A 22,333-nucleotide genomic window follows, 5' to 3' on the forward strand; every position below is an offset into this window, starting at 1 on the left:
GCAGTGCCCGCGCAGGGTCGCTGCGCAGTGCGCCGCCGCATCGTTGCTCGTGCTGTTGTGGGGCACGCGGCTCGCCGAGCCCGGGATCGGCCCGCTCAGTGTGGTCTTCGTGACTGTGACGGTCGCCGTCCTGTGGGTGACCGGCGACCGGTCCCGCCGACTGGCGGAGCGCGGCGAGCGGCTCGCGGTGCTCAGCGAGCAACTGCGCCTGGAGCAGGAGGAGAAGGAGCAGCAGGCCGTCATGGCCGAGCGCATGAGCATAGCCCGTGAACTGCACGACGTGATCGCCCACCACGTGTCCGCGATCTCCGTGCAGACGGGCCTGGCCGGATACGTCTTCACCTCCGATCCGAGGACGGCCCGCACGGCGCTGGAGACCATCGCGGGCAGTGCCCACGAGGCCATGGCGGAAATGCGCCGCATGCTGGTCGTGCTCAGGGAAGGGACCGAGCGCGCACAGGAGGGGGTGGGCGGCCACACCGCGGCCCCCGGTCTCGGGCGGCTGGATCAGCTGGCCCGCCGCGTCGAAGCCGCGGGTGTCTCCGTCGAGGTCCGGATCACGGGTGCCCCGTTCGCGCTGCCGCCGGGCGTCGACCTGTGCGTCTACCGGGTCATTCAGGAAGCTCTCACGAACGTCATGAAGCACGCGCCGGCGGCGAGCGCGAGCGTCTGGGTGCACTTCGACGAGGGCGCGGTCCGCGTCCGGGTGGCCGATGACGGACAGGGGGCAATTCCCGTCGGCACCACCGCGGGGCCTGCCGGGCATGGTTTGATCGGCATGCGCGAGCGGGCCGGTATCTACGGCGGGACGGTGACCGCCGGCCCCGCCCCGCAGGGCGGGTTCGAAGTCGCACTGACCGTTCCCCTGCCCCCCGACAGGTGAACAAGCGTCTCGGCTCCCGGCCGGGCAGCCGCGAGGAAGGCGGAAACCACGCATGCCCACAGTGCTCGTCGCGGACGACCAGATCCTCATCCGCTCGGGACTCGTCGCACTCCTACGGGCCGCACCGGGAATCGAGGTCATCGGCGAGGCGCGGGACGGCGAGGAGGCCATCGAGATCGCCACGCAGACCAGACCCGACGTCATCCTGATGGACATTCGGATGCCGGGCATCAGCGGGATCACCGCCACCGAGCGCATCCTTGCCCAGGCTGCGTCCCCGCCCCCCAAGATCCTCGTCCTGACCACCTTCGACCTCGACGAGTACGTCTACGGCGCGTTGAAGGTCGGCGCCTGCGGCTTCCTGCTCAAAGACACCCCACCGGACCGGCTGCTCGCCGCCATCGACACTGTGCACGCCGGCGACATGCTGTTCAGCGCCTCAGTGATCAAAGGGCTCATCGAGACCTACACCCCGCGCCCGGCCGCGCCCGAGGCGCACTTCGGGCTCGACGCGCTGACTCCCAGGGAGTTAGAGGTCCTCGGGCTGGTCGGGGCGGGCATGTCCAACTCCGACATCGCCCAGCGACTCGTGCTCAGCACGGCGACCATCAAGACACACGTCCACCGCTGCATGAGCAAGCTCACGCTGAACAGTCGGGCCCAGGCGGTGGTCTTCGCGTACGAGACCGGGCTGACCTCCCGCGGCGCCGCATCCTGGGGCACGGACAACACCTGAGGTGTTGGAACTGCCATGTCGTCAAAGGCGCCCGGGAGCGTCAGAGGAGCGCGACCGCAGCCGGGCCCCCGCGGCCTGGCGCGGTGAGGCGGGAGATGATCCTCCACGCCATCGCAGCCGGGCCCGAGGCCGTCTCTTGGACGGCGTCCCGTACGCCAGTGCCCCTTCCCGGCATTCGAGCTGCCGGGAAGGGGCACTTCGTATTCGCCCTGACCAGGGCTTCGGCAGAGCTCCGGGCGTCCCCGTCCGTCAGCCCGGGCGGTGTCTGACGCGCGGGCCGGCACGCGGTCGGCTGCCCTACTGTTGGCCCACAACTACGCTCAGCCGTAGCCCCAGACACGCGGGTAGGCGAGTGAGGAGTTGTAGCTCGTGCAGTATGCGTAGGACGTCGTCCCGGAAGCCGCGGTGGCGCCGATCGCGACTTTGCCGTTTTTGCACTTCGCCCACCCGTTGAAGGCGCCACCGGTGCACTTGATCCCGGCCGTATTGCCGTCGTCGAACACCTTCGCGCAGGTGATCGCGGACGGGGCGGCGGAGACGCTGTTCGCCGTGGCCACGAGGCCGGAGCCGGCCAAGGTCAGGATGGCGAACGTACTCATGAGTTGTCGCTTCATTTCCAGGTCCCTTCAGTTCCCTACCTGGAAAGCTAATGGGCAGGACTGTTCCCTCTCGCCCAACCAGGGGTTGAACTGCGCCTACAACCAGGGTGGTTGCCGGTGTACCACCAGAGGCGCAGCTGTGGTCGTACGCCGAGTGGAGTGATTGCTTCCGGCCTGCGTTCGCCAGCTACGACACGAAGATCACCGACGATCGGGAGGAGCCGCGCGCCTGCGTCCTCGCCAGGGCCACAAGCTTGTCGAGTCCGCGCAGGGCCGCCGGCGCGCGATCATAGGCGCCCACCTGGTCCCCTTGGCTGCGCCGGCTCCGCTGCGCGTGAGTTCAACAGTGTTGCCGCCACCTGGCAGTTCGCGGCCTCTGTGAGTGGCCGGCGCCGCATTCGGGACGCCGGCAGGACGCAGGACGCAGGGAATCGGAAGTGGCTGCCTCGTCGCCATCCGACCGATGTTGCTGTGGTGGGTGGCGTGGTGTGGTGTGGTGGCAGGTGATCAGGTTGCTGTACGGCCCGCTCTTGGTGGTCCGGGGTTCAGGATCCGGTGCGATAGCGGGTCAGCATGAGGGCGACGGCTTCGTCCACGATCGTGGTGTCGGTGGGGTCGGGCGGGACGAAGTCGGTGCGTACGAGTTGAGGCCACAGGAGCTGGCCGCAGATCATGCCGAGGAACTGTTCGGCCACTGCGGATGCCGGCTGTGGCTGTCCGTCGGCCGAACGGAAGTCGAGGGTGCCGGCCTGTGCTTCGGCGTCCAGGTAGTCGCGGAGCCGGTCGAAGAAGGGACCGCGGTCGATGGCGAAGCCGGTGCCGACGATGTCGGCGAGCTCCGGCATGTGGGGAAGTTCGGTGATGACGAGGCGGCACAGCGCCGCGGTACCGGGCCGCGAGACCAGGCAGGCGTAGTCGCGGCCGATGTGGTCCAGACCGTACCGGGGGTCGCCGGGCGGGGGAGGTGCGGCGTACTGCACGTCCAGCTGCCACTGTTCGGAGGTGACGGCCGCGAACAGCGCAGCCTTGGTGGGGTACCGCTTGAAGAGGGTGCCGGTGGAGACGTGGGCCTCCCTGGCGATCTGGGCCAGGGAGGTCTTGTCGTATCCCCGGGCGAGGAAGAGGTCGCGGGCGGCGCGGATGATGCGCGCGCGGTTCTCCGCTTTGATCTGCGCGTGATACCCGGCCTGGCCCCCGCCACCGGTTTCCGCTCGGTCACGGTCCGCCACCGACATACCCACGCCCTTCGCCCGTCTCCCAGCCGCATCCTCGCTGTCAGAGGACGGTCTGGCCGCCGTCCAGGATAAGGTCCTGGCCCACGGTGAACGCCGAGGCATCGGAGGCCAGGTACACCACGGCTTCCGCGATCTCCCCGGGCGTGCCCATGCGTTCCAGCGGGATGCCGGAGCTGATCGCCTCCAGAACTGTCGTCTGCTGCGTGGGATCCTCGATCCCGAGCTTCGAGTACAGCGGGGTGTTCACCGGGCCGGGGCTGATCGCGTTGAACCGGATGCCGTGCGACCTCAGCAGGTCCGCGTTCCACGACCGCATCAGGGAGCTGATGGCCGCCTTCGTCGCGGCGTAGGCGTTCGACTGCCCGTAGCCGCCGTGCGCGCTGTTGGACGCGTTGAGGATGACCGAGGACGAGTCGGCCAGCACGGGCACCAGGGCCTGGGTGAGAAAGAAGACGCTCTTGACGTTGATGTCGAAGAGCCGGTCGAAACTGTCCTCCGTGTGGTCCTCGAACGGCCGCCAGTCCGAGACGCCGGCGTTCAGGAACGCCACGTCCAGCCGGCCGAAGTGCTCACGCACCCGCTCCGCCAGGCCGCGCTGCGCATCGAGGTCGCGGGCATCGGCCTGCACCACCGGCACCTTGTCCCCGAGGATCTGCCGCGCCTTGTCGATGCTGGCCGGGGTGACGCCTGTGACCAGCACGTCGGCGCCCTCGGCGACAAAGCACCGCGCGGTCTCCAGGCCGATCCCGCTCGTGCCGCCGGTGATGAGGGCGCGCTTGCCCGCAAGACGATTCATGTTCACGATTCCTTGCCGAGGCGAATGGTAAGTCGATGGACTCACCACTTGAAAGTAACTCCCGCACCGTCCCTAAGGCAAGTCGATCCACTTACCATCGACGTCCGGGGCGGTTCGGTCACGACATGGTCTTCAAGCCGATGTCGACCGCCTACTCCGGCCGGTCAGCCGCGTTGCCGGCGGGCGCGCAGAGTGGCCCAGTGGCGCAGGCGCTCGGTGAGCTGGGCTTCGTAGCCGTTGCGGGTGGGCTGGTAGTACGTCTCGCGGTCCATGCCCTCGGGGAAGTAGTCGTCACCGGAGAACCCGTCGGCCGTGTCAGGGTCGTACCGGTAGTCCTTGCCGTAGCCGAGGTCCTTCATCAGCCGGGTCGGGGCGTTGAGGATGTGGGCGGGTGGCATGAGTGAGCCGGTGCGCCGGGCGGATCGGTGTGCGGCGTTGAAGCCGCGGTAGACGGCGATCGACTTGGGGGCGGTGGCGAGGTGGACGACTGCCTGGGCGATCGCCAACTCGCCCTCGGGGGAGCCCAGTCGCTCGTACACGTCCCAGGCGGCGAGTGCCTGCTGCACGGCGTGCGGGTCGGCCATGCCGATGTCCTCGTTCGCGAAGCGGACCAGGCGGCGGGCCACGAACAGGGGGTCCTCGCCGCCGTCGAGCATGCGGGCGAGCCAGTACAGGGCCGCGTCCGGGTCGGAGCCGCGCATCGACTTGTGCAGCGCGGAGATCAGGTTGTAGTGGCCCTCCTGCGCCTTGTCGTACAGCGGGGCCCGCTGCTGGATGTGATGGGCGAGCCCGGCGGTGTCCAGGGCGGCTTCGTTGTCCGGGAGGGCCTGGAGCTGTTCGGCCATGTTGAGGAGGTAGCGGCCGTCGCCGTCGGCCATGGCGATCAGGGCGCGGCGGGCGTCGTCGTCCAGGGGCAGATGGTGGCCGGTGAGCTGCGCGGCGCGGTCGAGGAGCGTGGACAGTGCGGCTTCGTCGAGGCGTTTGAGGACGAGGACCTGGGTGCGGGAGAGGAGGGCGCCGTTGAGTTCGAAACTCGGGTTCTCCGTGGTGGCGCCGATCAGGGTGACCGTGCCGTCCTCGACGTAGGGCAGGAAGCTGTCCTGCTGGGCGCGGTTGAAGCGGTGGATCTCGTCGACGAACAGCAGGGTGCCCTGGCCGATGCCGCGTCGGCTTCGTGCGGTGGCGAAGACCTTGCGCAGATCGGCCACGCCGGAGAAGGTGGCGGACACCGGTTCGAAGGCCAGGTTGGCGGCGTCCGCGAGGAGCCGGGCGATGGTGGTCTTCCCGACGCCGGGCGGCCCCCACAGGATGGCGGAGCTGAGGCGCTGCTGGGCGACCATGCGGCCCAGCGGGGCGTCCGGGGCAAGGAGGTGGTCCTGCCCGACGACATCGTCCAGCTGGGTGGGGCGCAGGCGGTCGGCGAGGGGCCGGGAGGGCTCCTCGCCGAAGAGCGGCAGGGTCGCTTCGGTGGGTTCCATCGGTCTCTCGGGTCGCAGGCGGACGTGTGCGGACGTGGCAAGCCGTGCAGGGGGCAGTGACAGGCTTCGGTTCAGCCGATCGTGGGGGAACTCGCGGCGTTCATCGGGCACCGGGGCGGTCGCGTCGCGGCAGCCTCTCGCAGACCAGGTCGTAGGAATCCTCGACCGCGTCGGTGACCAGCCGCTCGGTGATGCCGGGGCCGGGCCCGAGCGAGATCCAGTGGCGTTTGTCGAGGTAGCGGCCCGGTGTGATCGAGGCGTGGTCGCGTACGTGCGCGCGGGCGTGTTCGGGTTCGCACTTGACCGTGATGATCTGCTCGTCCGGGTCGTCGGTGACGATCAGGAACACCTTGCCCGCGACCTTGTACACGTCGAGGCCGGGGGTGAACGGGTGGTCGTGGCTGACATCGGGGAGGGCCAGGGCCGCCCGGCGGGCGGTGTCCTGGAGCCGGTCGCCGGCCGCGCTCATCGGACCGCCCGTGTGCCGGTGCCGTAGGTGTGCGGGTCGACGGGCCGCTCCGCCCGGGGGAGTTGGGCGACGACGAGCCGGTAGGAGTCGGTGACGAGTTCCCTGATGAGCTCGTTGTCGACGCCTTCTCCGCTCTCCAGGGTGATCCAGTGCTTCTTGTTCATGTGGTAGCCGGGGGTGATGTGGCCGTACTGCTCCCGCAGGGCGTGGGCCTCGTCGGGGTCCGCCTTGAGGATCACGACGGGACGCCCCGGGACCTCGGTCATCAGCATGAACACCTTGCCGCGCACCTTGTAGACCTCCCAGTCGGGGCCGAAGGGGTGCTCCAGCTGGGCGCCGGGGAGCTCCTCGGCGCAGGCGGCGGCGGTCTTGTGCAGGGATGTTTCGTTCACGAACGTTTCCTTCATCGGGTGAGTGCGGGATGGACAGCCCATGACCGAGTGGCGCGCTGCGCGGTCGTGGCGACGCCTCCCACTCTCTCCCCGAAGCCGACATAAGGCGCAGTAAACTGCGGACACATGATGGTCGACAAGCGACACCCCGGCCCAAGCGGACGGGCTGAACCGGCTGCGGTTCCGCTGTACGGTTTCCAGCCCCCGGTCGGTACTCCCTACGGCCTGGAGGTGAACACCATCGAGGACTTCTTCGCCCAGCACGACGACTGGCCGTGGAACCCGCCCCGCCCGGTCCGCGCCACCTTCCACTACCTCATCGCGGTCACCGAGGGCGAGTTGCGGCACGACGTCGACCACGTCACGCGGACCGTCGCCCCCGGCCAGTGGCTGTGGGTGCGTCCCGGACACACGCTGTGCTGGCATCCGCCCGGCTCCGCCCGCGGCCCGTTCATCCTGTTCGAACCGGACGTACTGCGGCCCGACATCGCCCGTCTGCTGGCCCCGCTCACCGCGCACGACGCCCCGGCCGTGCTCAGCCCGCAGGCCGGCGACACCGCCTGGCTCCAGCAGACGGCACTCCAGCTCCTGGCCGAACACCGCGCACTGGGACGTCGCCCCCTCGACATGCACCACGCCCTGCGCCGCAGCCTGCTCGAATCGCTGCTGCTGCGCCTGACCAACGTCCCGGGCATCGCCCCCATCGACATGACCACGGCCGACGCGGGCCGTGCCGACAGGTACGGGCGCTTCCTGGACGCCTTGGAACTGCATTTCCGTGAGCTGCATCAAGCCGCGGACTACGCCGAGTTGCTCGGGTGTTCGGTCCGCACCCTGAGCCGTGCCGCCCGGGACGCCACCGGCAAGGGGGTACGTGAACTCATCGACGAGCGGCGCCTCCTGGAAGCCCGGCGCCTGCTGGGAGCTGCCCGGTGGGACGCCCGGACGGTGGCCGCCCACCTCCGCTTCACCGACCCCGCGAACTTCGGCCGCTTCTTCCGCGACCGCACCGGCCTCACCCCGGCCGCCTTCGCTGCCCGCGAGGCGAGGACCGGCGCGTGACGCAAACGTGGCGGAGGAGCCTTGCCCGTCGGAGGCGCCTTGCCCGTCAGGAGGAGATGGCTGCCTTCGCGGTCTGCGTGAACGCCCAGTGGGAGTGCCCGACGTGCCACTCGTCCGAGTCGATCTGCACTCCCTCATAGTGCTCGAAATCCACGCCGCGTCGGGTGAGGTCCGCGACAGCAGTGGGGAGGTCAGGGACGACGATGTTGAGGATGGTGAATCGTGCTGGTCGGTGGTTGCGGGAGGCGTACGCGACGGTGCTCGCACCGCCGGGGAGGCGGATGGTGAGCATGGCGTCCCGGTCCTCGACGTGCAGCCCGAGTACGTCGTGGTAGAAGGCGCGGGTCGATTCCAGGTCGGTCACGGTGAAGGAGCTGTAGGCGTCGGTTGCGGTGTCCGTGATCACGGGATCCTGACGTTCGGTCATTCGGGTGCGCTGGTGTCGCGGGGCGGGTCTCGGAGCTGATCGGTGCGGCTGGGACGACCACCGGCCGGATGCCGGCGGCACAGGCGGGGCCCCGCTCGCCATGCCGGAGGGACCTGGTGAGGCTGGGCCCACAGGCTCCGCCGCGGTCAGGAGGCGGTCCTTTCGGTCACGGTCTGGGAGAACGCCCAGTTGGAGTGCACGATGAGCCACTGGCCGTCGACGAGCCGGTAGCCGTGCGTGGCGTTCCAGGCGCGCCGCTGCTTGTCGTTGCCGTCCTCGTCGAGCACGTAGGTCTTCAGGTTGTAAGCCAGGACGGCGAAGTCGCCGCTGTCACCGACGTGGACCGTCGGGTTGAGGTACTCGCTGCGTACGATGTGCGGGTCGGAGTAGATGGACGACAGCCACGCGACGGTCTTCTCCTTGCCGACCACGATGTTCTCGAGGATCGGGTCGAAGTAGCTCACCTCGTCCGCGAAGCCGTCCAGGTAGCCACCCGGGTCGCCGACGCTGAAGCGTTCGTTGTACGACTTCTCCAGCTCGATGAGGGTCTTGCTGACTTCTTCCTTGTTGACGCCCACGGCGTCCTCCGTTTCTTTGTGCATGCCCCAGCCGGTGCCTGTCGGCGAACCAGGGGATGTGTTTCTTTCAGTCGTCCAGGACGACGACGTGCTTGCCCGGCGTGGTGCCGGATTCGAGGTCGGCCTGGGCGTCTCGGACTTGTTCCAGGCCGTGGTAGACCTTCGCGACCGGGACGTTGAGGCGTCCGGCGGCGATGGCCTGGAGCTGGTGGGCGAAGACGTCGGCCGGCAGGTCGGCGGCCTGACCGCCGTAGGAGGTCAGGCGTACCCCGAAGGGGATCATGAACGGGGTGAAGTCCGGGATGGACCACTGTCCTGCCAGGGCTCCGGTGAAGCAGACGGTGCCGTGCCGGCGGACGGCGTTCAGGGTGTCGGGGAGGACCGAGCAGCCGACCAGTTCCAGGGCGGCGTCGACGCCGTCCGGGATCAGCTCGCGCACCTGGTCGGCGAGGGTGCCGTTGTCGACGAGGGGATGGTCGACGCCCGCGGCCCGCAGCTCCCCGGCCCGGCCGGGGCTGCGGGTGGTGGAGATGACGGTGGCGCCGAGGTCCTTCGCGATGGTGGCCGCGCTCAGCCCGACCGTGGAGGTGCCGCCGCGGATCAGCAGCGTCTGCCCGGCTTTGAGGTCCAGGCCGCGGGTCAGGGATCCGTAGGCGGTCTGGAACATCTCGGGCAGCGCGCCGACGACGTCCCACGGCAGGCTGGTCTCGAACGGGATGACCTGCCCGGCGGGAACGGTCACGTACTGGGCGTACGCGCCGTCGTAGGAGCGGCCCATGCCGCCCATCATGGTGGCCACCTGCTGGCCCGGCCGCAGCCCGTTGTCCTCGTCGGCCTCGTCGACCACGCCGACGCCCTCGATGCCGGGCACGCGCGGGTAGGTGACCACCGCGTCCGACTCTCCCTTGCGGGTGGTGACCTCGGACTCGTTGACGCCGAACGCCTTCACCTTGATCCGCACCCAGCCGGGCTTGCGGACGGGCACCGTCACGTCCTTGATCTCCAGGGCGTCGAGGCCGCCGGGCCGGGTGACGACGACGGCCCGCATCGTCGCCGGTGCGGTGCCGCCGGTTGCTGTTGTCGGTTGGCTCATGCCGAGCTCCCTGTCTCTGTTTCGCCCCCTGATGTGCTCTTCCGGATGGCGTCCCGCCGGCCGTCAGGGGCGGTCGATGCCCTCCCACAGGTCGAGGGCCTGCCGGTAGTGGGCGGTGGCTTCGAAGGGCGGTTTGCCGACGCTTCCCGAGGTGGGTTTGTCCGCGACGGCGGGCCACAGACGGGACTGCTCGCCGGTGGCGAAGTCGAGGACGATGTCGCGGATCTGCGTGTCCCGCTCGGCCTGCTCGGCGCTGCGACCCGGCTGTTCCTGGCCGACCAGGGCGTACATCTCGGTGCCGTGCACGGCGGGCGCGCCCTCGGCGGGCCCGATCATGAGCAGATGGGCGTTGCCGCCCGCGGCGGCGTGCGCCAGGGCGCCGCGGGCGGCCGGGAGCGCGAAGAGGTAGTCCGCCATGACCGCGGCGCGGACCTCGGCCGGGGTACGGCCGCCCTGGTCGTAGACGTCGACGATCTTCTGCGCGCGGGAGCGGGAAATACGCCACCCCGCGACCTCGTCGACGACGCGGTCGAGGGTGTGCGGGTCGAAACGGTCGAGGTCGTTCGTCACCCACCACCCCATGTCGTCACTCGCCATGCTCAGCAGTACGTCGACATCGCGGTGCGCGCCCGAGGCGAGAACGTCCATGGGATGGGCGTGCACCACCGCGCCGGGCTGCCCGATGTCCAGGACGACGCCGGTGGCCTTGTTGTCCACCCCGCCGCGGACTCCGAGGTCCGTCGGGGCGACCTTGCGCAGGGCGTTCATCAGGGAGACCGCGTCGAGGTCGAGCAGCTTCTCCGGGTTGTCCGCGACGCCGAGTTCGGTGACGAACCGGTGCGCGAGCTCCTCGGCCCACCAGGCCGGGACGCTACGAGCGGGCCCGCCGGAGAACCCGGCCAGGCGCCGGTACAGGCCGTCGGCGGAGGAGGCGCCGAGCAGCCCGAAGGTGGAGTAGGCGCCGGCGCTGTGGCCGTAGACGGTGACGTTGTCGGGGTCGCCGCCGAAGTGGACGATGTTCCGCTTGACCCAGGTGAGCGCGGCGATGATGTCCTGCAGGAAAAGGTTGCCGGCCTCGGCGAGCTGTCCGCCGTACTGGGAGAGCGAGAGCGCGCCCAGGGCGCCGAGCCGGTAGTTGACCGACACGCTCACCACGCGCCCCGTCGCGGCGAGACCGGAGGCGTTCGAGGTGATCTGGGTGTTCGCGCCGTACTCGAATCCGCCGCCGTGGACGTACACGGTCACCGGGAGCGCCTTGTCGGCCGGCTGCTCGGGGGCCCACACGTTCAGGTTCAGGCAGTCCTCGCCCATCCCGCTGTCCGCTTCGAGCCAGTCGCCGCTGTCGGGCTGGACGGAGACGACGCCCTTGCGGTCGTAGGGAAGGTCCGGATCGAAGTCCGCGACCACGGGGCGGCGGTACCGCTCGGCGGTGGCGTACGGGATTCCCCACCAGGACCGCACCCCTGGTGCAGTCGGAGCCTTGGGAGCGGGGGCGGTCATGACATGTCCTTCCAGCGCGGTTCGGGTGTTCGCGCGGTGCTTCGGCGGCTGGTCGCTCGAGGTGACGTCTCCCATCGTTTCCCGCGATCCGACACAGCGCCCGGCGAGTAGCGGTCACCTGGTGGTCAGCAGGTGACACTTGCCTGCTCCTCTTCTTCCTCTCGTGCGCCGCCGGGCAGGCGAGGGCGACCTGAGGCCCTGCCATCTGCGGGTTCTCTGGCTCGACACGCTGCCTTGCCCAGGAAGGCCGGTGCGGCGGCATCCCGGAGGGATGTCCGGCCACGGTCACCGGCCTCGCGTCCCGGTGCCTGGCGCCTGGCGGGCTGGGCGATCGCCGACCACATGCGCGCCGCCCATAGATCACGGGGGCCCGGGCTGCATGCCCCGGTCCAGATCGAGGGTGTCTACGGCGTGGTGCGCCGTCCTGTCTGATCGTTGGCCGGCGCGGGCGGGGCGAGGTCGGCCTTGGCGCACGGCCCGAATCAAGGTCAAGGGAAAGCCCGGTTCGAAGGCGTCGTCGGCGGCGATCGTCCACAAGAGCCGCCTATCGCGTGGCACAAGCATCGAGGACGGCCTGGCCGGGGCCCGGCACATGCGCGATCGGGTGGCTGAACGCGAACTTTTCCCGAACGGGGACGAAGTGGTGGCCAGCGCCGCACTCGCCAAGAAGACCTGGACCGCCGGCCACAACGCCGAGACCGGCGAGATGGCCACCGCCCCCTCCGGCTGCGGATCCTGCGCGGAGGGCAATGTCGTTCAGGCCGTGGGGAGGACCTGTTCGGCCCAGATCGTCTTGCCGTCGTAGGTCTGGCGGGTGCCCCAGCCCTGGGTGAGCTGGGCTACGAGGAGCAGGCCGCGGCCGCCTTCGTCGAAGGTGCGGGCACGGCGCAGGTGGGGGGCGGTGTTGCTGGCGTCGGAGACTTCGCAGATGAGGTTGCGGTCCCGGATGAGCCGGAGCTGGACGGGGGCGCCGCCGTAGCGGATGGCGTTGGTGACGAGTTCGCTGACGACCAGTTCGGTGACGAAGGCGGCCTCGTCCAGGCCCCACATGGCCAGCTGCCGACGCGTGTTCCTACGGGTCTCGGCGACCGCTGCGGGATCCGCCGGCACGTCCCAGGTGGCGACATGTGTCGCGTCCAGGGCGCGGGTGCGGGCTATCAGCAGCGCCACGTCGTCGGCGGGGCGGTCGGGGAGAAGCCTCTGGATCACGGTGTCGCAGGTGTCCTCCAAGGACGCGGCCGGCCGGGCCAGCACCTCGCGCAGCGCGTCGAGACCTTCGTCGATGTCGCGGCCACGCTCCTCGACGAGACCGTCGGTGTACAGCGCGAGAAGGCTGCCTTCGGGCAGTTCGATCTCGGTGGCTTCGAAGGGCAGGCCGCCGAGCCCCAGCGGCGGACCCGCGGGGATGTCGGGAAACTCCACGGTGCCGTCCGGCGTCGCCACCGCGGGTGCGGGGTGGCCCGCGCGAGCCACGGTGCAGCACCGGGAGACCGGGTCGTAGACGGCGTACAGACAGGTCGCGCCGATGTCGCCGACGGTGTCGGCTGTGGTGGCTGTGGTTTCGGCCTCGGCGGACAGGCGGATGACCAGGTCGTCCAGGTGGGTCAGCAACTCGTCGGGCGGGAGGTCGACATCGGCGAGGGTGCGTACGGCGGTGCGCAGCCGTCCCATGGTGGCCGAGGCCTGGATGCCGTGGCCGACGACGTCGCCGACGACGAGCGCGACCCGGGCGCCGGACAACGGGATCACATCGAACCAGTCGCCGCCGACGCCGGCCTGCGCACTGGCGGGCAGGTAGCGGGAGGCGACGTCGACGGCGGCCTGCGGGGGCAGCCGTTGCGGCAGGAGACTGCTCTGCAGGGTGAGGGAGGTGCGGCGCTCACGGTCGTAGCGGCGGGCGTTGTCGATGCAGACGGCGGCCCTGGCGGTGATCTCCTCGCCGAGGAGCAGGTCGTCCCGTTCGAAGGGTTCCGGGCGCCGGTGGCGGGAGAACGTCGCCACGCCGAGGGTGATGCCGCGGGCGCGCATCGGCACGGCCAGCACCGAGTGGAAGCCGTAGCGCCGCATCCGTTCGGCCCGGTCCGGGGCCTGGGTCGCCACCTGGTCCATCGCGGGCGCGGTCACGTTCTCGATCAGCGGTCGGCCGGTGCTCAGGCACCTGGCCGCGGTCGACTCGTCCGGGTAGGCGGCCACTGTGCCGCGCTCCACCACGACCTCGGGGCAGCCCTCCAGGACCGACTGGTAGGCGACACGGCGCAGCATGACCGGGCTGGGCGGCGAGCTGGCGCGTGGGTCGTCGCCGCCTTCGATGGCGGGCAGCAGGTCGACGGTGACGAAGTCCGCGAGGTGCGGGATGGCGACGTCGGCCAGTTCCTGCGCGGTCCGGGCCAGGTCCAGGGTGCTGCCGATGCGGATACTGGCCTCGTTGAGCAGGGCCAGACGCCGTCGGGCCAGGTGCTCCTCGGTCACGTTGTGGGCGGAAAGGAGCACGCCCCGTACCGTTCCGCCGGCGTCCTTCACGGGGGTGAGCGCCGTCGACCAGATGCTCTCGCTCGCGTGGCCCGCCAGGCGCAGGACCTGCTGCAGATGCTGCTGTTCTCCGGTCTCCAGCGCCCGCCGCATGCACTGTTCCGTCCGGTCGCCCTCCGAGTCGACCACGATCTCCGACACCCGCAGCCCCTGCATCGCCGCTTCGGGGAGGCCGATCACCCGCTCCATGTCCGCGTTCGCCCGCCGCAGCCGCAGACCGGTGTCGTAGAGCGCCGACGTGGCCGGGGACTGGGTGAACGCCCACATCAGCAGCGCGTCGTCCCGGCGGGGCGACGTCGGCCGGGCCCGGGGGGAGACCAGGAGCCACTCGCCGCCCCCGTCGTCCTCGGAGTGGGGTTCCCGGCGGTGGGCCAGCAGGTTCACTGTGAGGTGGTGGCCGTCCGAGTGCAGGAGAGTCGCCGCCCCGTTCCACCTCGGCAGCGTGTGCAGGGAGCGCAGCGCCTCCAAGGGCGGCTCCGCGGCGAGCAACGGCGCCGCGAGTCGGCCGATGACCTCCGCGGACCGGTATCCGAGCAGTCGCCGTGCGCCCTCGCTCCACCCGGTCACGATGCCGTGGGGATCCACGGTGGCTCTGGCCGTGGCCGACTCGTCGACGGGGTCCTCCGGCCGTAGGGCCGCCCGGTCGTCGTCGGCGGCTTCAGAACCCGTCATCACGTTCATCCGCCCTCACCTCGGTCTTTCCACCGTGCGCCCCGGCCCGGCCGCGAGCAACCGACAGGGAATCGGTCGAACATATAAGCTTAACGGGGTCATAAGTCCCAAAAGGCTACCAATGTAGCGATGATGGGGGTCCTGCCATGACTGCCACCAGCGAGGGGACGTGGCCGGACGCGGCCGAGTGGACCGGGAAGATCTACAGCGGCGGCTGGCGGCAGTCCGGGGGCGGGACCCAGCCGGTCAACGAACCCGCCACCGGAGAGCGGCTGGCGGAGGTGGGTGTGGCGGCGCCCGCGGATGTCGCCCGGGCCGGTGCCCTGGCCGCCCGGGCTCAGCGGGCCTGGGCCGAGACGCCACCCCAGGAACGCGCCGAGGTCCTGCTCGAGGCCGCCCGGGCGCTGCGCGCGCACACCGGGGTTGTCCGCGAGTGGATCGTCAGGGAGTCCGGAGGCGTCCCGGCGAAGGGCGACTACGAGATCGCGGCCGGACTCAGTCAGCTGGCGCAGGCCGCCGGGCTCGCCTCGCTGCCCCGCGGCGAGATCCTGAGCCCGTCGGCACCGGGCCGGGCCAGTTACGCATGGCGGGTACCGCTGGGTGTGGTCGGCGTCATCAACCCCTGGAACGCCCCCCTGCTGTTCGCCATGCGGGCCCTCGCGCCCGCCCTTGCGCTGGGCAACGCCGTCCTGCTCAAACCCGATCCCCACACGCCGGTGTCCGGCGGCGTCCTCGTGGCGCGGCTGTTCGAGGAGGCCGGACTGCCCGAGGGGCTGCTGCACGTCCTGCCCGGAGGCACCGGCACCGGTGAGGCGGTCGTGGCCGATCCGCACGTCGCCATGGTCGTGTTCACCGGATCCACCCAGGCGGGACGGGCGGTGGCCCGGGCCGCGGGCGACGGGCTCAAGCGGGTGGCCCTGGAACTGGGCGGCAAGAACTCGATCGTCGTGCTCGACGACGCCGACATCGACGCCGCCGCGGCGGCCGGGGCGATGAGTTCCTTCGGCTACCAGGGGCAGGCCTGCGTCGCCGCCGGACGTCATCTGGTGCACGCCGACATCGTGGAGCCGTACACCGAGGCGCTGATCGAACAGGCCGGCGCGCTGCGGGTCGGCGACCCCCGCGAGGAGGGGGTGGCCCTCGGTCCCGTGATCAGCGAGCGCCAGGCCGCGAACATCGAACGCATCGTGGACGAGAGCGTGGCCGCCGGGGCGCGGGTGCTGGCCGGCGGACGCCGCGACGGGCTGTTCTACCCGCCCACCGTCCTGGACCACGTCGCGCGGACCATGCCCGCCTTCACCGAGGAGATCTTCGGGCCGGTCGCCCCTGTCGTCCCCTTCCGTACCGACACGGAGGCCGTCGAGATCGCCAACGACACCGTGTACGGCCTCACGGCGGCCGTGCACTCCCGTTCGGTGCCGCGGGCCGCGGTCATCGCCGAGCAGTTGCGCACCGGCATGGTGCACCTCAACGACGTCTGTGCCAAGGACGCCGCGAACGCCCCCTTCGGCGGGATGGGAGCATCGGGCAACGGCTCCCGCATCGGCGGCACCGCCAATCTGGAGCAGTTCACCCAGTGGCGCTGGATGACGGTCACCGAGGGGGTCTGACGGGCCGCTCGTTCGGCGGTCGGTGGGGGCAGGGCTTGTGCCTGTCCTACGTCCTGTACCGGGGGCGGGCCTGCCTGCGCCCCGCCGTGTCCAGGGGGCGTCGACCGTGCGGTCGGCCGGGGTCGCGGGGTCGCGGGGTCGGCGGGGTCGGTGGGGTCGGCACGGCGCTCGCATCCTGTGTCTCGCCCGTGGACCTCGTCACCGAGAGCAGCCAGCGTGTTTCCGCGCGCCGAAACGACGGCGGAGGAGGTCGCGGCGGCCGCGGAGGAGGTCGCGGTGGCCGGGTGGCGACGGCACATACGTACACGGACTACGTACTCCTACCGATGTGCCCCTGACACGTATGCCGTTTCCTTGCACTCATGACGGCACCGAGCGTGAAAGCGCAGATGGCGAAGAGTGTCAGGCCGGCGTTGGCGGGGGCATGGGTCCAGGCCGTGCTGAACCTGGCGGCGGGCGGCCTGTCGTCGGCCGTGGTGAACGACGCAGCCGACCACGGTCGGGACAAGGGGCCGGGCTGCTCCGTCGCGTGGCAGTGCTGACGTCCGCTGATCGCCGGGGCGTTTCTGCTCTGTGGCGTCTTCGCGGGCAAGCGGTCGAACGGCATCCGTGTCACGGTCATCGGCATCCAGGCGCTGAGCTGCTGCCGCGGGATCCGGGCGTTCACCGAATCTTCACCATATCAACAGGCCCTGCCATAAGGTCAGTTCGGCAGGTCCACCCGATCTCACCTTGGGGGATTCACATGCGTATACCCACTGCGGCCACCGTCCTTTCCGGCGCCGTCGCACTCTCGGCACTCGCTCTTCCGGGCACCGCCCAGGCAGCGGAACACCCTGGGGCGGCGAAGGATCTCAGACTCTTCGCCGCCCACAGCGTCCGGCCGCAGGACGCGCTGGGCGGCACCACCTTCAAGGACGGAGTCGTCAACAAGGGCCAAGACATCGTTCTCGGCGTAACAGGCAAGAAGGCCGTTCCCGTCACGTTCACCGCCTTCGACGAGGAGGGTGTAGCCATCACCCAGGCGTTCCTGTGGCAGGGCACCGACAGTTCGAGCACGGACACCATCACCGGCAGCCTGGAGTCGGACGACTACCCCACCTGCACGGAGACGCCGGTCGAGAACGGCTACAGCTACAGCTGCAAGACCGTCTTCACCATCGACCCCGCGGTCGCCTTCAAGGACGGCAACGGCACCGCGGGGACCTGGAAGGTGTTCCTGGGCGCCTACGACCTCTACGCGAACGCCAGTTACGACGACGACGTCGCCAGGACCCAGATCAAGCGTGCCGCCAAGCTGACCGCCAACGCCGCCCCGGAGCCGGTGAAGAAGGGCAAGACCATCACGGTCACCGGCAAGCTGAGCCGCGCCAACTGGACCACGGGGAAGTACGCGGGATACACGAACCAGCCGGTGAAGTTGCAGTTCCGCAAGAAGGGCAGCAACACCTACACCACGCTCAAGACGGTCAAGACGAACAGCACCGGCGCCCTGAGCACCACCACCAAGGCCGTCTCCGACGGCTACTACCGCTTCGTGTTCGCCGGCACCACCACGACCGGCTCGGCGACGGCGCCCGGCGACTTCGTCGACGTCAGGTAGGCGGCTTCCCGGCCGAGACGGCGGTGGCCGGTTCGCAGAGGCTCACCGATCACCGCCGAGGGCACCTGGGCCAGGCTCGGTCCTTGCTCCGCCCGGGCGTCCCCGAAACGGCTCCGGAGACCCCGGTCTTGCGGAAAGCGCGGAGACAGGGGGCTCTACGGTGTGCCGGCTGACGTAGAGCCGGTTCGCTCCGATGGGCCGGCTGGTGAGCCCGCGCGCCACCGGTTCGGCCGTCTCCCGTTCCCGGACGGTCAGGGCGGCCGGCCGCTGGGTGAGTTCGGCGCGATCCGGGGAACCGTACGGAGCCTCGAAACCGCCACCGGGCGGACGGGTGGCGTCGGCGAGGCCGACCAGCATGCCGCCGGCGCCCGCCTTTGCGAGCCGCGGCCCCCTGAGCCAGGCACGCATGGCGCGTCCGCCAGGAGGGTCTCCTCGTCGACGAGGGCCTGCGTGGCAATGCGGTCTCTCGCCGAGAACGCCGAGCACGTGGATCTGCACCTGATGCCCGACTACAGCCCTGAAACCCGCACTCATTTCCCATGTCCCGGCGGGCAGATCACCTCTCATCCTCAGCAGTGGCTCTCGGAGTCATGGTCACGTCACGGCTGCTGCTTCGTGCGAGGGCTGTAACAAACGCGGGCCGACGGTCATCCGGCTCCCCCGAGTGGCAAGACTGCCCATGTCGCGTACACATCGACCGACTTCGGGTCGGTCACGGGGGAAGAGGAAACGGCATGAACTCGAAGACGGTCGGACCCGGCTCATCGCGTCGGGGCCTGCGTGGCGCCGCCCTGGGCGTGACCATGGTCGCGGCTCTGTTGACGGCCACCGCCTGCCAGCCGTCCGGGGATGACGACAAGGCAGCCGCATCGCCGACCGCCGCCCGCTCGGGCTCCGCCCCGGCCGGGGGGAGTACGTCGAAGAGCACCGAGTCCACGGGCGACTCCGGGACCGGCAGCAGCAGCACGACGGGCGCGGGGACCGGGGACAGCGGCGAGACCGGCGGCGGCAACGGCACCTCGTACGCCGACTGCGAGGTCACCGGGCTCAACACCGCGGTCGAGCTCCAGGACGGTTCGGGGGAGACCCCCCGCCACTTCCTGCTGACCGTCACCAACAGCACCAGGACGCCGTGCGTCCTCAACGACGCGCCGCAGGTACGGCTCAAGGCCGGCAACGACGCCCCGATCGTCGACACGCTCGGAGAGCCGGACACCGAACCCGTCGTCGTCGAGGGAGGCGGCAAGGCGTACGCCGGCCTGTACGCCTTCGGCAACGACGAGGGCGGCGAGGCGGAGTACGACCAGTCCGACCGTTTCACCGCCACCCTGGTCGCCGGCGAGGGCACCGAACTGAGGGGCACGCTCGTCTTCGACCTGCCCGACGGTCTCGACACCGTCTCCGTCGACGACGCGGCGCGGGTGAACGGCTGGGCCGGCACCGAGGGACTGGCGATGCGCCCGATCATCCAGCTCTGAGCAGTGGCGCGGGGGACCACCGCACGCCCTCAGGTGGCGAGGCCGCGCCACTGCTTCAGGCGGTTGACGCACCGTTCGACGGTGTTGCGCTGCTCATCGGTCGCGGGGTCGAGGCCGGTGACCTGCTGCCGCGGCCGCCTCGACGTAGCCGGTGTCCGCGCTGGTCGGCGGGTACGGGGTTCACCGCCCGGATGCCGCGCTTGCGCAGGCGCTCGCGGATCGCGCGGGCGGGCCATGACGTCGGTGAAGGCGGGCGCATCACCGGCCTGTCCGGCGGTGAGGTGATGGACGACGGTCGCTGGGTGCTGATCCATCGCCTCGACGCGGTACCGGAGGACACCGACCGAGCGGGTATCGAGATACTCCGGGGAAGCCGGACTGCTCCGTAGCCCACTGCACCGATGGCCGTGACATCGTTCCTGGGGACGCAGCGATGGCACAGGGCAGCGCATCGTCGGCCTGGTCGTCAGTGTGGGAAACGGCGGGGCGGGCGAGTCACTGTGGATTCGCGGAACTCGGCAATCCGTGAATGGACTTGGCGCATCAGGTGGGTGTCCTCGATCCGGTCCAGGTAGAGGCAGCGTGCTGCCAGGCCCGGAAGGTCGAAGGCGAAGTACAGGGACATCAGCGGGTTCACGAACAACTCGCTGCCCCGGGTGCGGTCGGTGAACCGGACATCGCCGAACGAGCCGCGCACGGCTGCCGCAATGGAACCGTTCACGATGCTGGGGTGCTCCGGGGTGTGCTCCTGAGCGTGCGTCACCGCGTCGAGGTAGAGAGCGCCCTCACGGGTGGCACGCGGTATCGAGAACGCACCGAGGTATGCGCCGTCGCGCTCCAGCGCGGCGATATTCTCCAATACCTGCACATGGTTTACGCCGTGGTACGCGTCCACCCCGAAGCCGACTGAAACGACGAGGCGGGTTGGTATACCGTCCAGCGCGGCCAGCGCCGCCACGCTGGCCAAGTCCTCTTCCGGAGTGCCGAGCCCGGCTTCGTCACCGCGCATCAAAATGTCCGTACCGCCGTCGACCAGTACCACAGCGTCAATACGGTGCAGCTCGACCAGTGCTTGGTAGGCGGCGCGCAGCGGACGCACCCCGGTCTGGGGGAAGGCGTACACGTGGAACGGGTAGCCGTGCCGGTGCAGCCACTGAGCGAGTGTCCGCTCCGGGAAGTAGCTCTGGTGCAGAGCGGAGTCGGGAGTGACAGCGGCCAGGTCGGGGGCGACCCAGTCGTCGATCGGAAGACCCTCGAGCGCGCTGAAGGAAAGGTTCGCGAGATACACCTGCTTGCCCTGATGCAAGAGGGAAAGGGCCAATGGCAGGCCGGAGTAGATGTCGAAGCCCCCACCCGCGCCCGAGACGAGGATCCGTTCGGCGTCGGCAAGCCGAGTGAAAAGCGGGTTGGAGTGGAGAGACGTCATACCGATCATTGTCCCGGGACCCGACGCCGGGCGCTCCCGAGTTGTCGACGCGGCGACGGAGTCGCAGAGCAACAGGATGAAGGCATCCAGGCTCGACCGTCAGAGTTGACCTGATGCGATGACGAGCCCTGGCCGGCGCCCGCTCATGAGACACCTGAAACAGCTGCAGCAGCGGGCGGCAGAGAAGCCGACCCGACCGAGAAGGACTCGAGCGAATCCCTCGCTGTACAGGTCGCGGCGGGGAACTCGGTGCCGCGCGGCTTAAAGTCCCTACGTGACACACACCTTCGAAGAACTCCTGGACAAGCAACGCGCCGCCGACCAGGCGCACGCCGCCGTGCAAGCCCTACGCGGCCAAGGCGACCCGCCCGCTTACGAGACCGCGTGGCAGGCATGGCGTGACCTCGCCCGCGACGTGCAGGCCGCGGTCACCGAGCACGCGAAGGAGCAGGGCGCGATGCGGGCCGGAGTGGAACTTGATGTGAAGAGGGCGGTCCGGTACGCCGAGTAGCGAGCACGTCAGCAGGCGCGGGATCGAAGCCCGGGCCTTCACTGGACGTCTGACCTTGTTCCCCAACGGGGCCCGGCTGCTCGACACCCCGGACTCGCTCGACGACCTGCGCGCCCTGCTCTGAGCTTGTCGTTCAAGGTCGGGAGGGCGTCAGCTCAAGTATCAACTCCACGGCTTCATCGAGAAGGTGCGTCTCGCTCTCGCTCATCGACGGGTCGGCCGCCCGTCTCTTCCTGGCTTCCGCAAGGCATCCGGAGTCGGTGCTTCCCAGGCTGATCGCGGGGTCGAGATGTGCCAGCAGTGAGGCGAGTACTGCCCGGGCCGGCGTCGCCAGGGCCGTGTTGCCGACAGCGACCTGCGCCAGGATCAGGGCCGACATTCCCCAGTCCAGTCCGGGTGGCCCTTCCTGGGTGTTGCGCCAGTCGATCACCATGAGCCCGTCCGAGGTGAGCATCACGTTGTCCGGGTGCAGGTCGAGGTGGAGGATCCGATCGACGGGATCGTCGGAGACCCGTGCGGGAACCGAGTGCAGGCGGTGCAGCAGACCGGCGAGCCCCGCTCCTGCCTCCTCGGCCGTGAGCATGCCCTTCAGCAGCGCCTGAAGCATGGACGGGCCGTGCAGTCGCTGCATCACCAGGTCGGTTCGCGGCGCCGTGCTGCCTCCGGCGCTCGCCGGGTTGCGGAGGCGGGGCACCGGATACTCGTGCTCCGCGAGGTAGGCCATCACGGCAGCTTCGGCGCTGACGTCGCCGCCGTCGCGGTATCGGCGAAGGACCCAGTGATCATCGATGGCGAACACGTCCGCGCTGCGGCCGGAGCCGAGTAACCCACCCGTCTGCATGCAGGGACCCTATCCGTCGCACGGCAACGGCCTGCTCGGGGCGGACGTCTGGTCCGTTGGCAGGGACAACTACCGGCGCGTTCAGCCCGGCCGCCCTGACGCGAACGCGGATCTGCCCGGGGCCGGGCTGCGGGACCTCGATGTCCGCCTCGTGCAGCACGTCCGTGCCTCCGAAACGGTCGAACAGGATGGCTCTCATGACGACTCCTCTCGTGCCGCCACCCATTTAGGTGGCCGGGCACATAACTAACGTGACAGCAACCATGTGGCTGGCCAAGTATTTGCTGTCACGGGTTGCGCCAGAGGGGTCGCGGGTGACGTCGGTGTCCTGCTCGCGAGGCGGAGCCTCGTGGTCGGTCGGCATGCGTCGGCGGACGGGCCGGTGAATCCGGTCCGTCCGCCGATCGGGGTCGGA

The 22,333-nt window shown here is 70.0% G+C and carries 22 protein-coding genes and 1 pseudogene; 8 read left to right on the forward strand and 15 right to left on the reverse strand.

Translation table 11 applies throughout. The annotated features are described in order from the left end of the window. Together ACFVYN_RS10620 and ACFVYN_RS10625 are read left to right on the forward strand one after the other, a co-directional pair. The coding region (locus ACFVYN_RS10620) for a sensor histidine kinase (RefSeq protein WP_389995496.1) at positions 1–883 on the forward strand (883 nt) is incomplete at its 5' end. Positions 884–935: 52 nt separating this feature from the next. Continuing rightward, positions 936–1,619 (forward strand): response regulator, encoded by a 684-nt coding sequence (locus tag ACFVYN_RS10625; protein ID WP_389995499.1) that lies wholly within the window; start codon positions 936–938, stop codon positions 1,617–1,619. Positions 1,620–1,939: 320 nt separating this feature from the next. Here ACFVYN_RS10625 and ACFVYN_RS10630 read toward each other — a convergent pair whose 3' ends face one another. From ACFVYN_RS10630 to ACFVYN_RS10655, 6 genes are all read right to left on the reverse strand, one after another. Further along, positions 1,940–2,218, reverse strand: coding sequence for a hypothetical protein (locus ACFVYN_RS10630; protein WP_389995502.1), 279 nt, complete (start codon positions 2,216–2,218; stop codon positions 1,940–1,942). Between the two features lie 545 nt (positions 2,219–2,763). After that, the gene (locus ACFVYN_RS10635) at positions 2,764–3,453 is read right to left on the reverse strand and encodes a TetR/AcrR family transcriptional regulator (RefSeq protein WP_389995504.1); all 690 of its coding nucleotides are present in this window, start codon (positions 3,451–3,453) and stop codon (positions 2,764–2,766) included. 40 nt (positions 3,454–3,493) lie between these two features. Continuing rightward, positions 3,494–4,249: an SDR family oxidoreductase gene (locus tag ACFVYN_RS10640; RefSeq protein WP_389995507.1), complete on the reverse strand. Its 756-nt coding sequence runs from the start codon at positions 4,247–4,249 to the stop codon at positions 3,494–3,496. Positions 4,250–4,413: 164 nt separating this feature from the next. Further along, positions 4,414–5,727 (reverse strand): replication-associated recombination protein A, encoded by a 1,314-nt coding sequence (locus ACFVYN_RS10645; protein ID WP_389995511.1) that lies wholly within the window; start codon positions 5,725–5,727, stop codon positions 4,414–4,416. Positions 5,728–5,827: 100 nt separating this feature from the next. Then, positions 5,828–6,196 carry an MmcQ/YjbR family DNA-binding protein gene (locus tag ACFVYN_RS10650; protein ID WP_389995513.1) on the reverse strand — a complete coding sequence of 123 codons (369 nt, stop codon included), beginning with the start codon at positions 6,194–6,196 and terminating at the stop codon, positions 5,828–5,830. Then, positions 6,193–6,588 (reverse strand): MmcQ/YjbR family DNA-binding protein, encoded by a 396-nt coding sequence (locus ACFVYN_RS10655; protein WP_389995516.1) that lies wholly within the window; start codon positions 6,586–6,588, stop codon positions 6,193–6,195. The genes ACFVYN_RS10650 and ACFVYN_RS10655 overlap by 4 nt, the downstream gene beginning before the upstream one ends. Positions 6,589–6,714: 126 nt before the next feature. On the opposite strand from ACFVYN_RS10655, the gene ACFVYN_RS10660 reads away from it, so the two are divergent. Continuing rightward, a complete protein-coding gene (locus ACFVYN_RS10660; protein WP_389995518.1) occupies positions 6,715–7,650 on the forward strand; it encodes a helix-turn-helix domain-containing protein in 936 nt (311 codons plus the stop codon). Positions 7,651–7,696: 46 nt separating this feature from the next. Here ACFVYN_RS10660 and ACFVYN_RS10665 read toward each other — a convergent pair whose 3' ends face one another. The 5 genes from ACFVYN_RS10665 to ACFVYN_RS10685 all read right to left on the reverse strand — a co-directional run bounded on the left by ACFVYN_RS10665 (position 7,697) and on the right by ACFVYN_RS10685 (position 14,458). Then, complete coding sequence (locus ACFVYN_RS10665) at positions 7,697–8,077, reverse strand: VOC family protein (protein WP_389995521.1); 381 nt, start codon at positions 8,075–8,077, stop codon at positions 7,697–7,699. Between the two features lie 146 nt (positions 8,078–8,223). Continuing rightward, a complete protein-coding gene (locus ACFVYN_RS10670) occupies positions 8,224–8,679 on the reverse strand; it encodes a YybH family protein (protein WP_389995524.1) in 456 nt (151 codons plus the stop codon). A 43-nt stretch (positions 8,680–8,722) separates the two neighbouring features. Beyond that, entirely contained in the window at positions 8,723–9,748 is a 1,026-nt protein-coding gene (locus ACFVYN_RS10675; protein ID WP_389995527.1) for an alcohol dehydrogenase catalytic domain-containing protein, read from the reverse strand. 63 nt (positions 9,749–9,811) lie between these two features. Then, positions 9,812–11,248, reverse strand: coding sequence for a carboxylesterase family protein (locus ACFVYN_RS10680; protein WP_389995530.1), 1,437 nt, complete (start codon positions 11,246–11,248; stop codon positions 9,812–9,814). A 756-nt stretch (positions 11,249–12,004) separates the two neighbouring features. Then, a complete protein-coding gene (locus ACFVYN_RS10685) occupies positions 12,005–14,458 on the reverse strand; it encodes a SpoIIE family protein phosphatase (protein ID WP_389995532.1) in 2,454 nt (817 codons plus the stop codon). Between the two features lie 137 nt (positions 14,459–14,595). Here ACFVYN_RS10685 and ACFVYN_RS10690 point away from each other — a divergent pair, with 137 nt between their 5' ends. From ACFVYN_RS10690 to ACFVYN_RS10705, 4 genes are all read left to right on the forward strand, one after another. Then, positions 14,596–16,059: a benzaldehyde dehydrogenase gene (locus tag ACFVYN_RS10690; RefSeq protein ID WP_389995535.1), complete on the forward strand. Its 1,464-nt coding sequence runs from the start codon at positions 14,596–14,598 to the stop codon at positions 16,057–16,059. Between the two features lie 362 nt (positions 16,060–16,421). Then, positions 16,422–16,601, forward strand: a complete 180-nt coding sequence (locus ACFVYN_RS10695) for a hypothetical protein (RefSeq protein ID WP_389995538.1) — start codon at positions 16,422–16,424, stop codon at positions 16,599–16,601. A gap of 203 nt (positions 16,602–16,804) precedes the next feature. Continuing rightward, the gene (locus tag ACFVYN_RS10700) at positions 16,805–17,662 is read left to right on the forward strand and encodes a hypothetical protein (protein WP_389995541.1); all 858 of its coding nucleotides are present in this window, start codon (positions 16,805–16,807) and stop codon (positions 17,660–17,662) included. Positions 17,663–18,396: 734 nt separating this feature from the next. After that, on the forward strand, positions 18,397–19,140 hold the full coding sequence (locus ACFVYN_RS10705; protein WP_389995544.1) for a DUF4232 domain-containing protein: 744 nt from the start codon (positions 18,397–18,399) through the stop codon (positions 19,138–19,140). A gap of 29 nt (positions 19,141–19,169) precedes the next feature. Here the strand turns inward: ACFVYN_RS10705 and ACFVYN_RS10710 are convergent, their stop codons facing one another. Continuing rightward, the gene (locus ACFVYN_RS10710) at positions 19,170–19,454 is read right to left on the reverse strand and encodes a hypothetical protein (protein ID WP_389995547.1); all 285 of its coding nucleotides are present in this window, start codon (positions 19,452–19,454) and stop codon (positions 19,170–19,172) included. 152 nt (positions 19,455–19,606) lie between these two features. Continuing rightward, a complete protein-coding gene (locus tag ACFVYN_RS10715) occupies positions 19,607–20,566 on the reverse strand; it encodes a DUF1152 domain-containing protein (RefSeq protein ID WP_389995549.1) in 960 nt (319 codons plus the stop codon). 274 nt (positions 20,567–20,840) lie between these two features. Between ACFVYN_RS10715 and ACFVYN_RS10720 the strand changes: the two genes are divergently transcribed. Further along, positions 20,841–21,077 carry a hypothetical protein gene (locus ACFVYN_RS10720; protein ID WP_389995551.1) on the forward strand — a complete coding sequence of 79 codons (237 nt, stop codon included), beginning with the start codon at positions 20,841–20,843 and terminating at the stop codon, positions 21,075–21,077. Between the two features lie 133 nt (positions 21,078–21,210). Here the strand turns inward: ACFVYN_RS10720 and ACFVYN_RS10725 are convergent, their stop codons facing one another. Beyond that, positions 21,211–21,918 carry a phosphotransferase gene (locus tag ACFVYN_RS10725; protein WP_389995554.1) on the reverse strand — a complete coding sequence of 236 codons (708 nt, stop codon included), beginning with the start codon at positions 21,916–21,918 and terminating at the stop codon, positions 21,211–21,213. A 76-nt stretch (positions 21,919–21,994) separates the two neighbouring features. Continuing rightward, a pseudogene (locus ACFVYN_RS10730) lies at positions 21,995–22,117 on the reverse strand (NADP-dependent oxidoreductase); the annotation flags it as partial. Positions 22,118–22,333: the final 216 nt, after the last annotated feature.

Origin of the sequence: Streptomyces sp. NPDC058307, assembly GCF_042880295.1 — a bacterium.
In the GTDB taxonomy this organism is placed as follows: Bacteria; Actinomycetota; Actinomycetes; order Streptomycetales; family Streptomycetaceae; genus Streptomyces.

Coding starts and splice junctions, on each gene's coding strand:
- ACFVYN_RS10625 (WP_389995499.1), top strand. CDS start 936: ATGCCCACAGTGCTCGTCGCGGACGACCAGATCCTCATCCGCTCGGGA.
- ACFVYN_RS10630 (WP_389995502.1), bottom strand. CDS start 2,218: ATGAGTACGTTCGCCATCCTGACCTTGGCCGGCTCCGGCCTCGTGGCC.
- ACFVYN_RS10635 (WP_389995504.1), bottom strand. CDS start 3,453: ATGTCGGTGGCGGACCGTGACCGAGCGGAAACCGGTGGCGGGGGCCAG.
- ACFVYN_RS10640 (WP_389995507.1), bottom strand. CDS start 4,249: ATGAATCGTCTTGCGGGCAAGCGCGCCCTCATCACCGGCGGCACGAGC.
- ACFVYN_RS10645 (WP_389995511.1), bottom strand. CDS start 5,727: ATGGAACCCACCGAAGCGACCCTGCCGCTCTTCGGCGAGGAGCCCTCC.
- ACFVYN_RS10650 (WP_389995513.1), bottom strand. CDS start 6,196: ATGAGCGCGGCCGGCGACCGGCTCCAGGACACCGCCCGCCGGGCGGCC.
- ACFVYN_RS10660 (WP_389995518.1), top strand. CDS start 6,715: ATGATGGTCGACAAGCGACACCCCGGCCCAAGCGGACGGGCTGAACCG.
- ACFVYN_RS10665 (WP_389995521.1), bottom strand. CDS start 8,077: ATGACCGAACGTCAGGATCCCGTGATCACGGACACCGCAACCGACGCC.
- ACFVYN_RS10670 (WP_389995524.1), bottom strand. CDS start 8,679: ATGCACAAAGAAACGGAGGACGCCGTGGGCGTCAACAAGGAAGAAGTC.
- ACFVYN_RS10675 (WP_389995527.1), bottom strand. CDS start 9,748: ATGAGCCAACCGACAACAGCAACCGGCGGCACCGCACCGGCGACGATG.
- ACFVYN_RS10680 (WP_389995530.1), bottom strand. CDS start 11,248: ATGACCGCCCCCGCTCCCAAGGCTCCGACTGCACCAGGGGTGCGGTCC.
- ACFVYN_RS10685 (WP_389995532.1), bottom strand. CDS start 14,458: ATGAACGTGATGACGGGTTCTGAAGCCGCCGACGACGACCGGGCGGCC.
- ACFVYN_RS10690 (WP_389995535.1), top strand. CDS start 14,596: ATGACTGCCACCAGCGAGGGGACGTGGCCGGACGCGGCCGAGTGGACC.
- ACFVYN_RS10695 (WP_389995538.1), top strand. CDS start 16,422: ATGACGGCACCGAGCGTGAAAGCGCAGATGGCGAAGAGTGTCAGGCCG.
- ACFVYN_RS10700 (WP_389995541.1), top strand. CDS start 16,805: ATGCGTATACCCACTGCGGCCACCGTCCTTTCCGGCGCCGTCGCACTC.
- ACFVYN_RS10705 (WP_389995544.1), top strand. CDS start 18,397: ATGAACTCGAAGACGGTCGGACCCGGCTCATCGCGTCGGGGCCTGCGT.
- ACFVYN_RS10710 (WP_389995547.1), bottom strand. CDS start 19,454: ATGGATCAGCACCCAGCGACCGTCGTCCATCACCTCACCGCCGGACAG.
- ACFVYN_RS10715 (WP_389995549.1), bottom strand. CDS start 20,566: ATGACGTCTCTCCACTCCAACCCGCTTTTCACTCGGCTTGCCGACGCC.
- ACFVYN_RS10725 (WP_389995554.1), bottom strand. CDS start 21,918: ATGCAGACGGGTGGGTTACTCGGCTCCGGCCGCAGCGCGGACGTGTTC.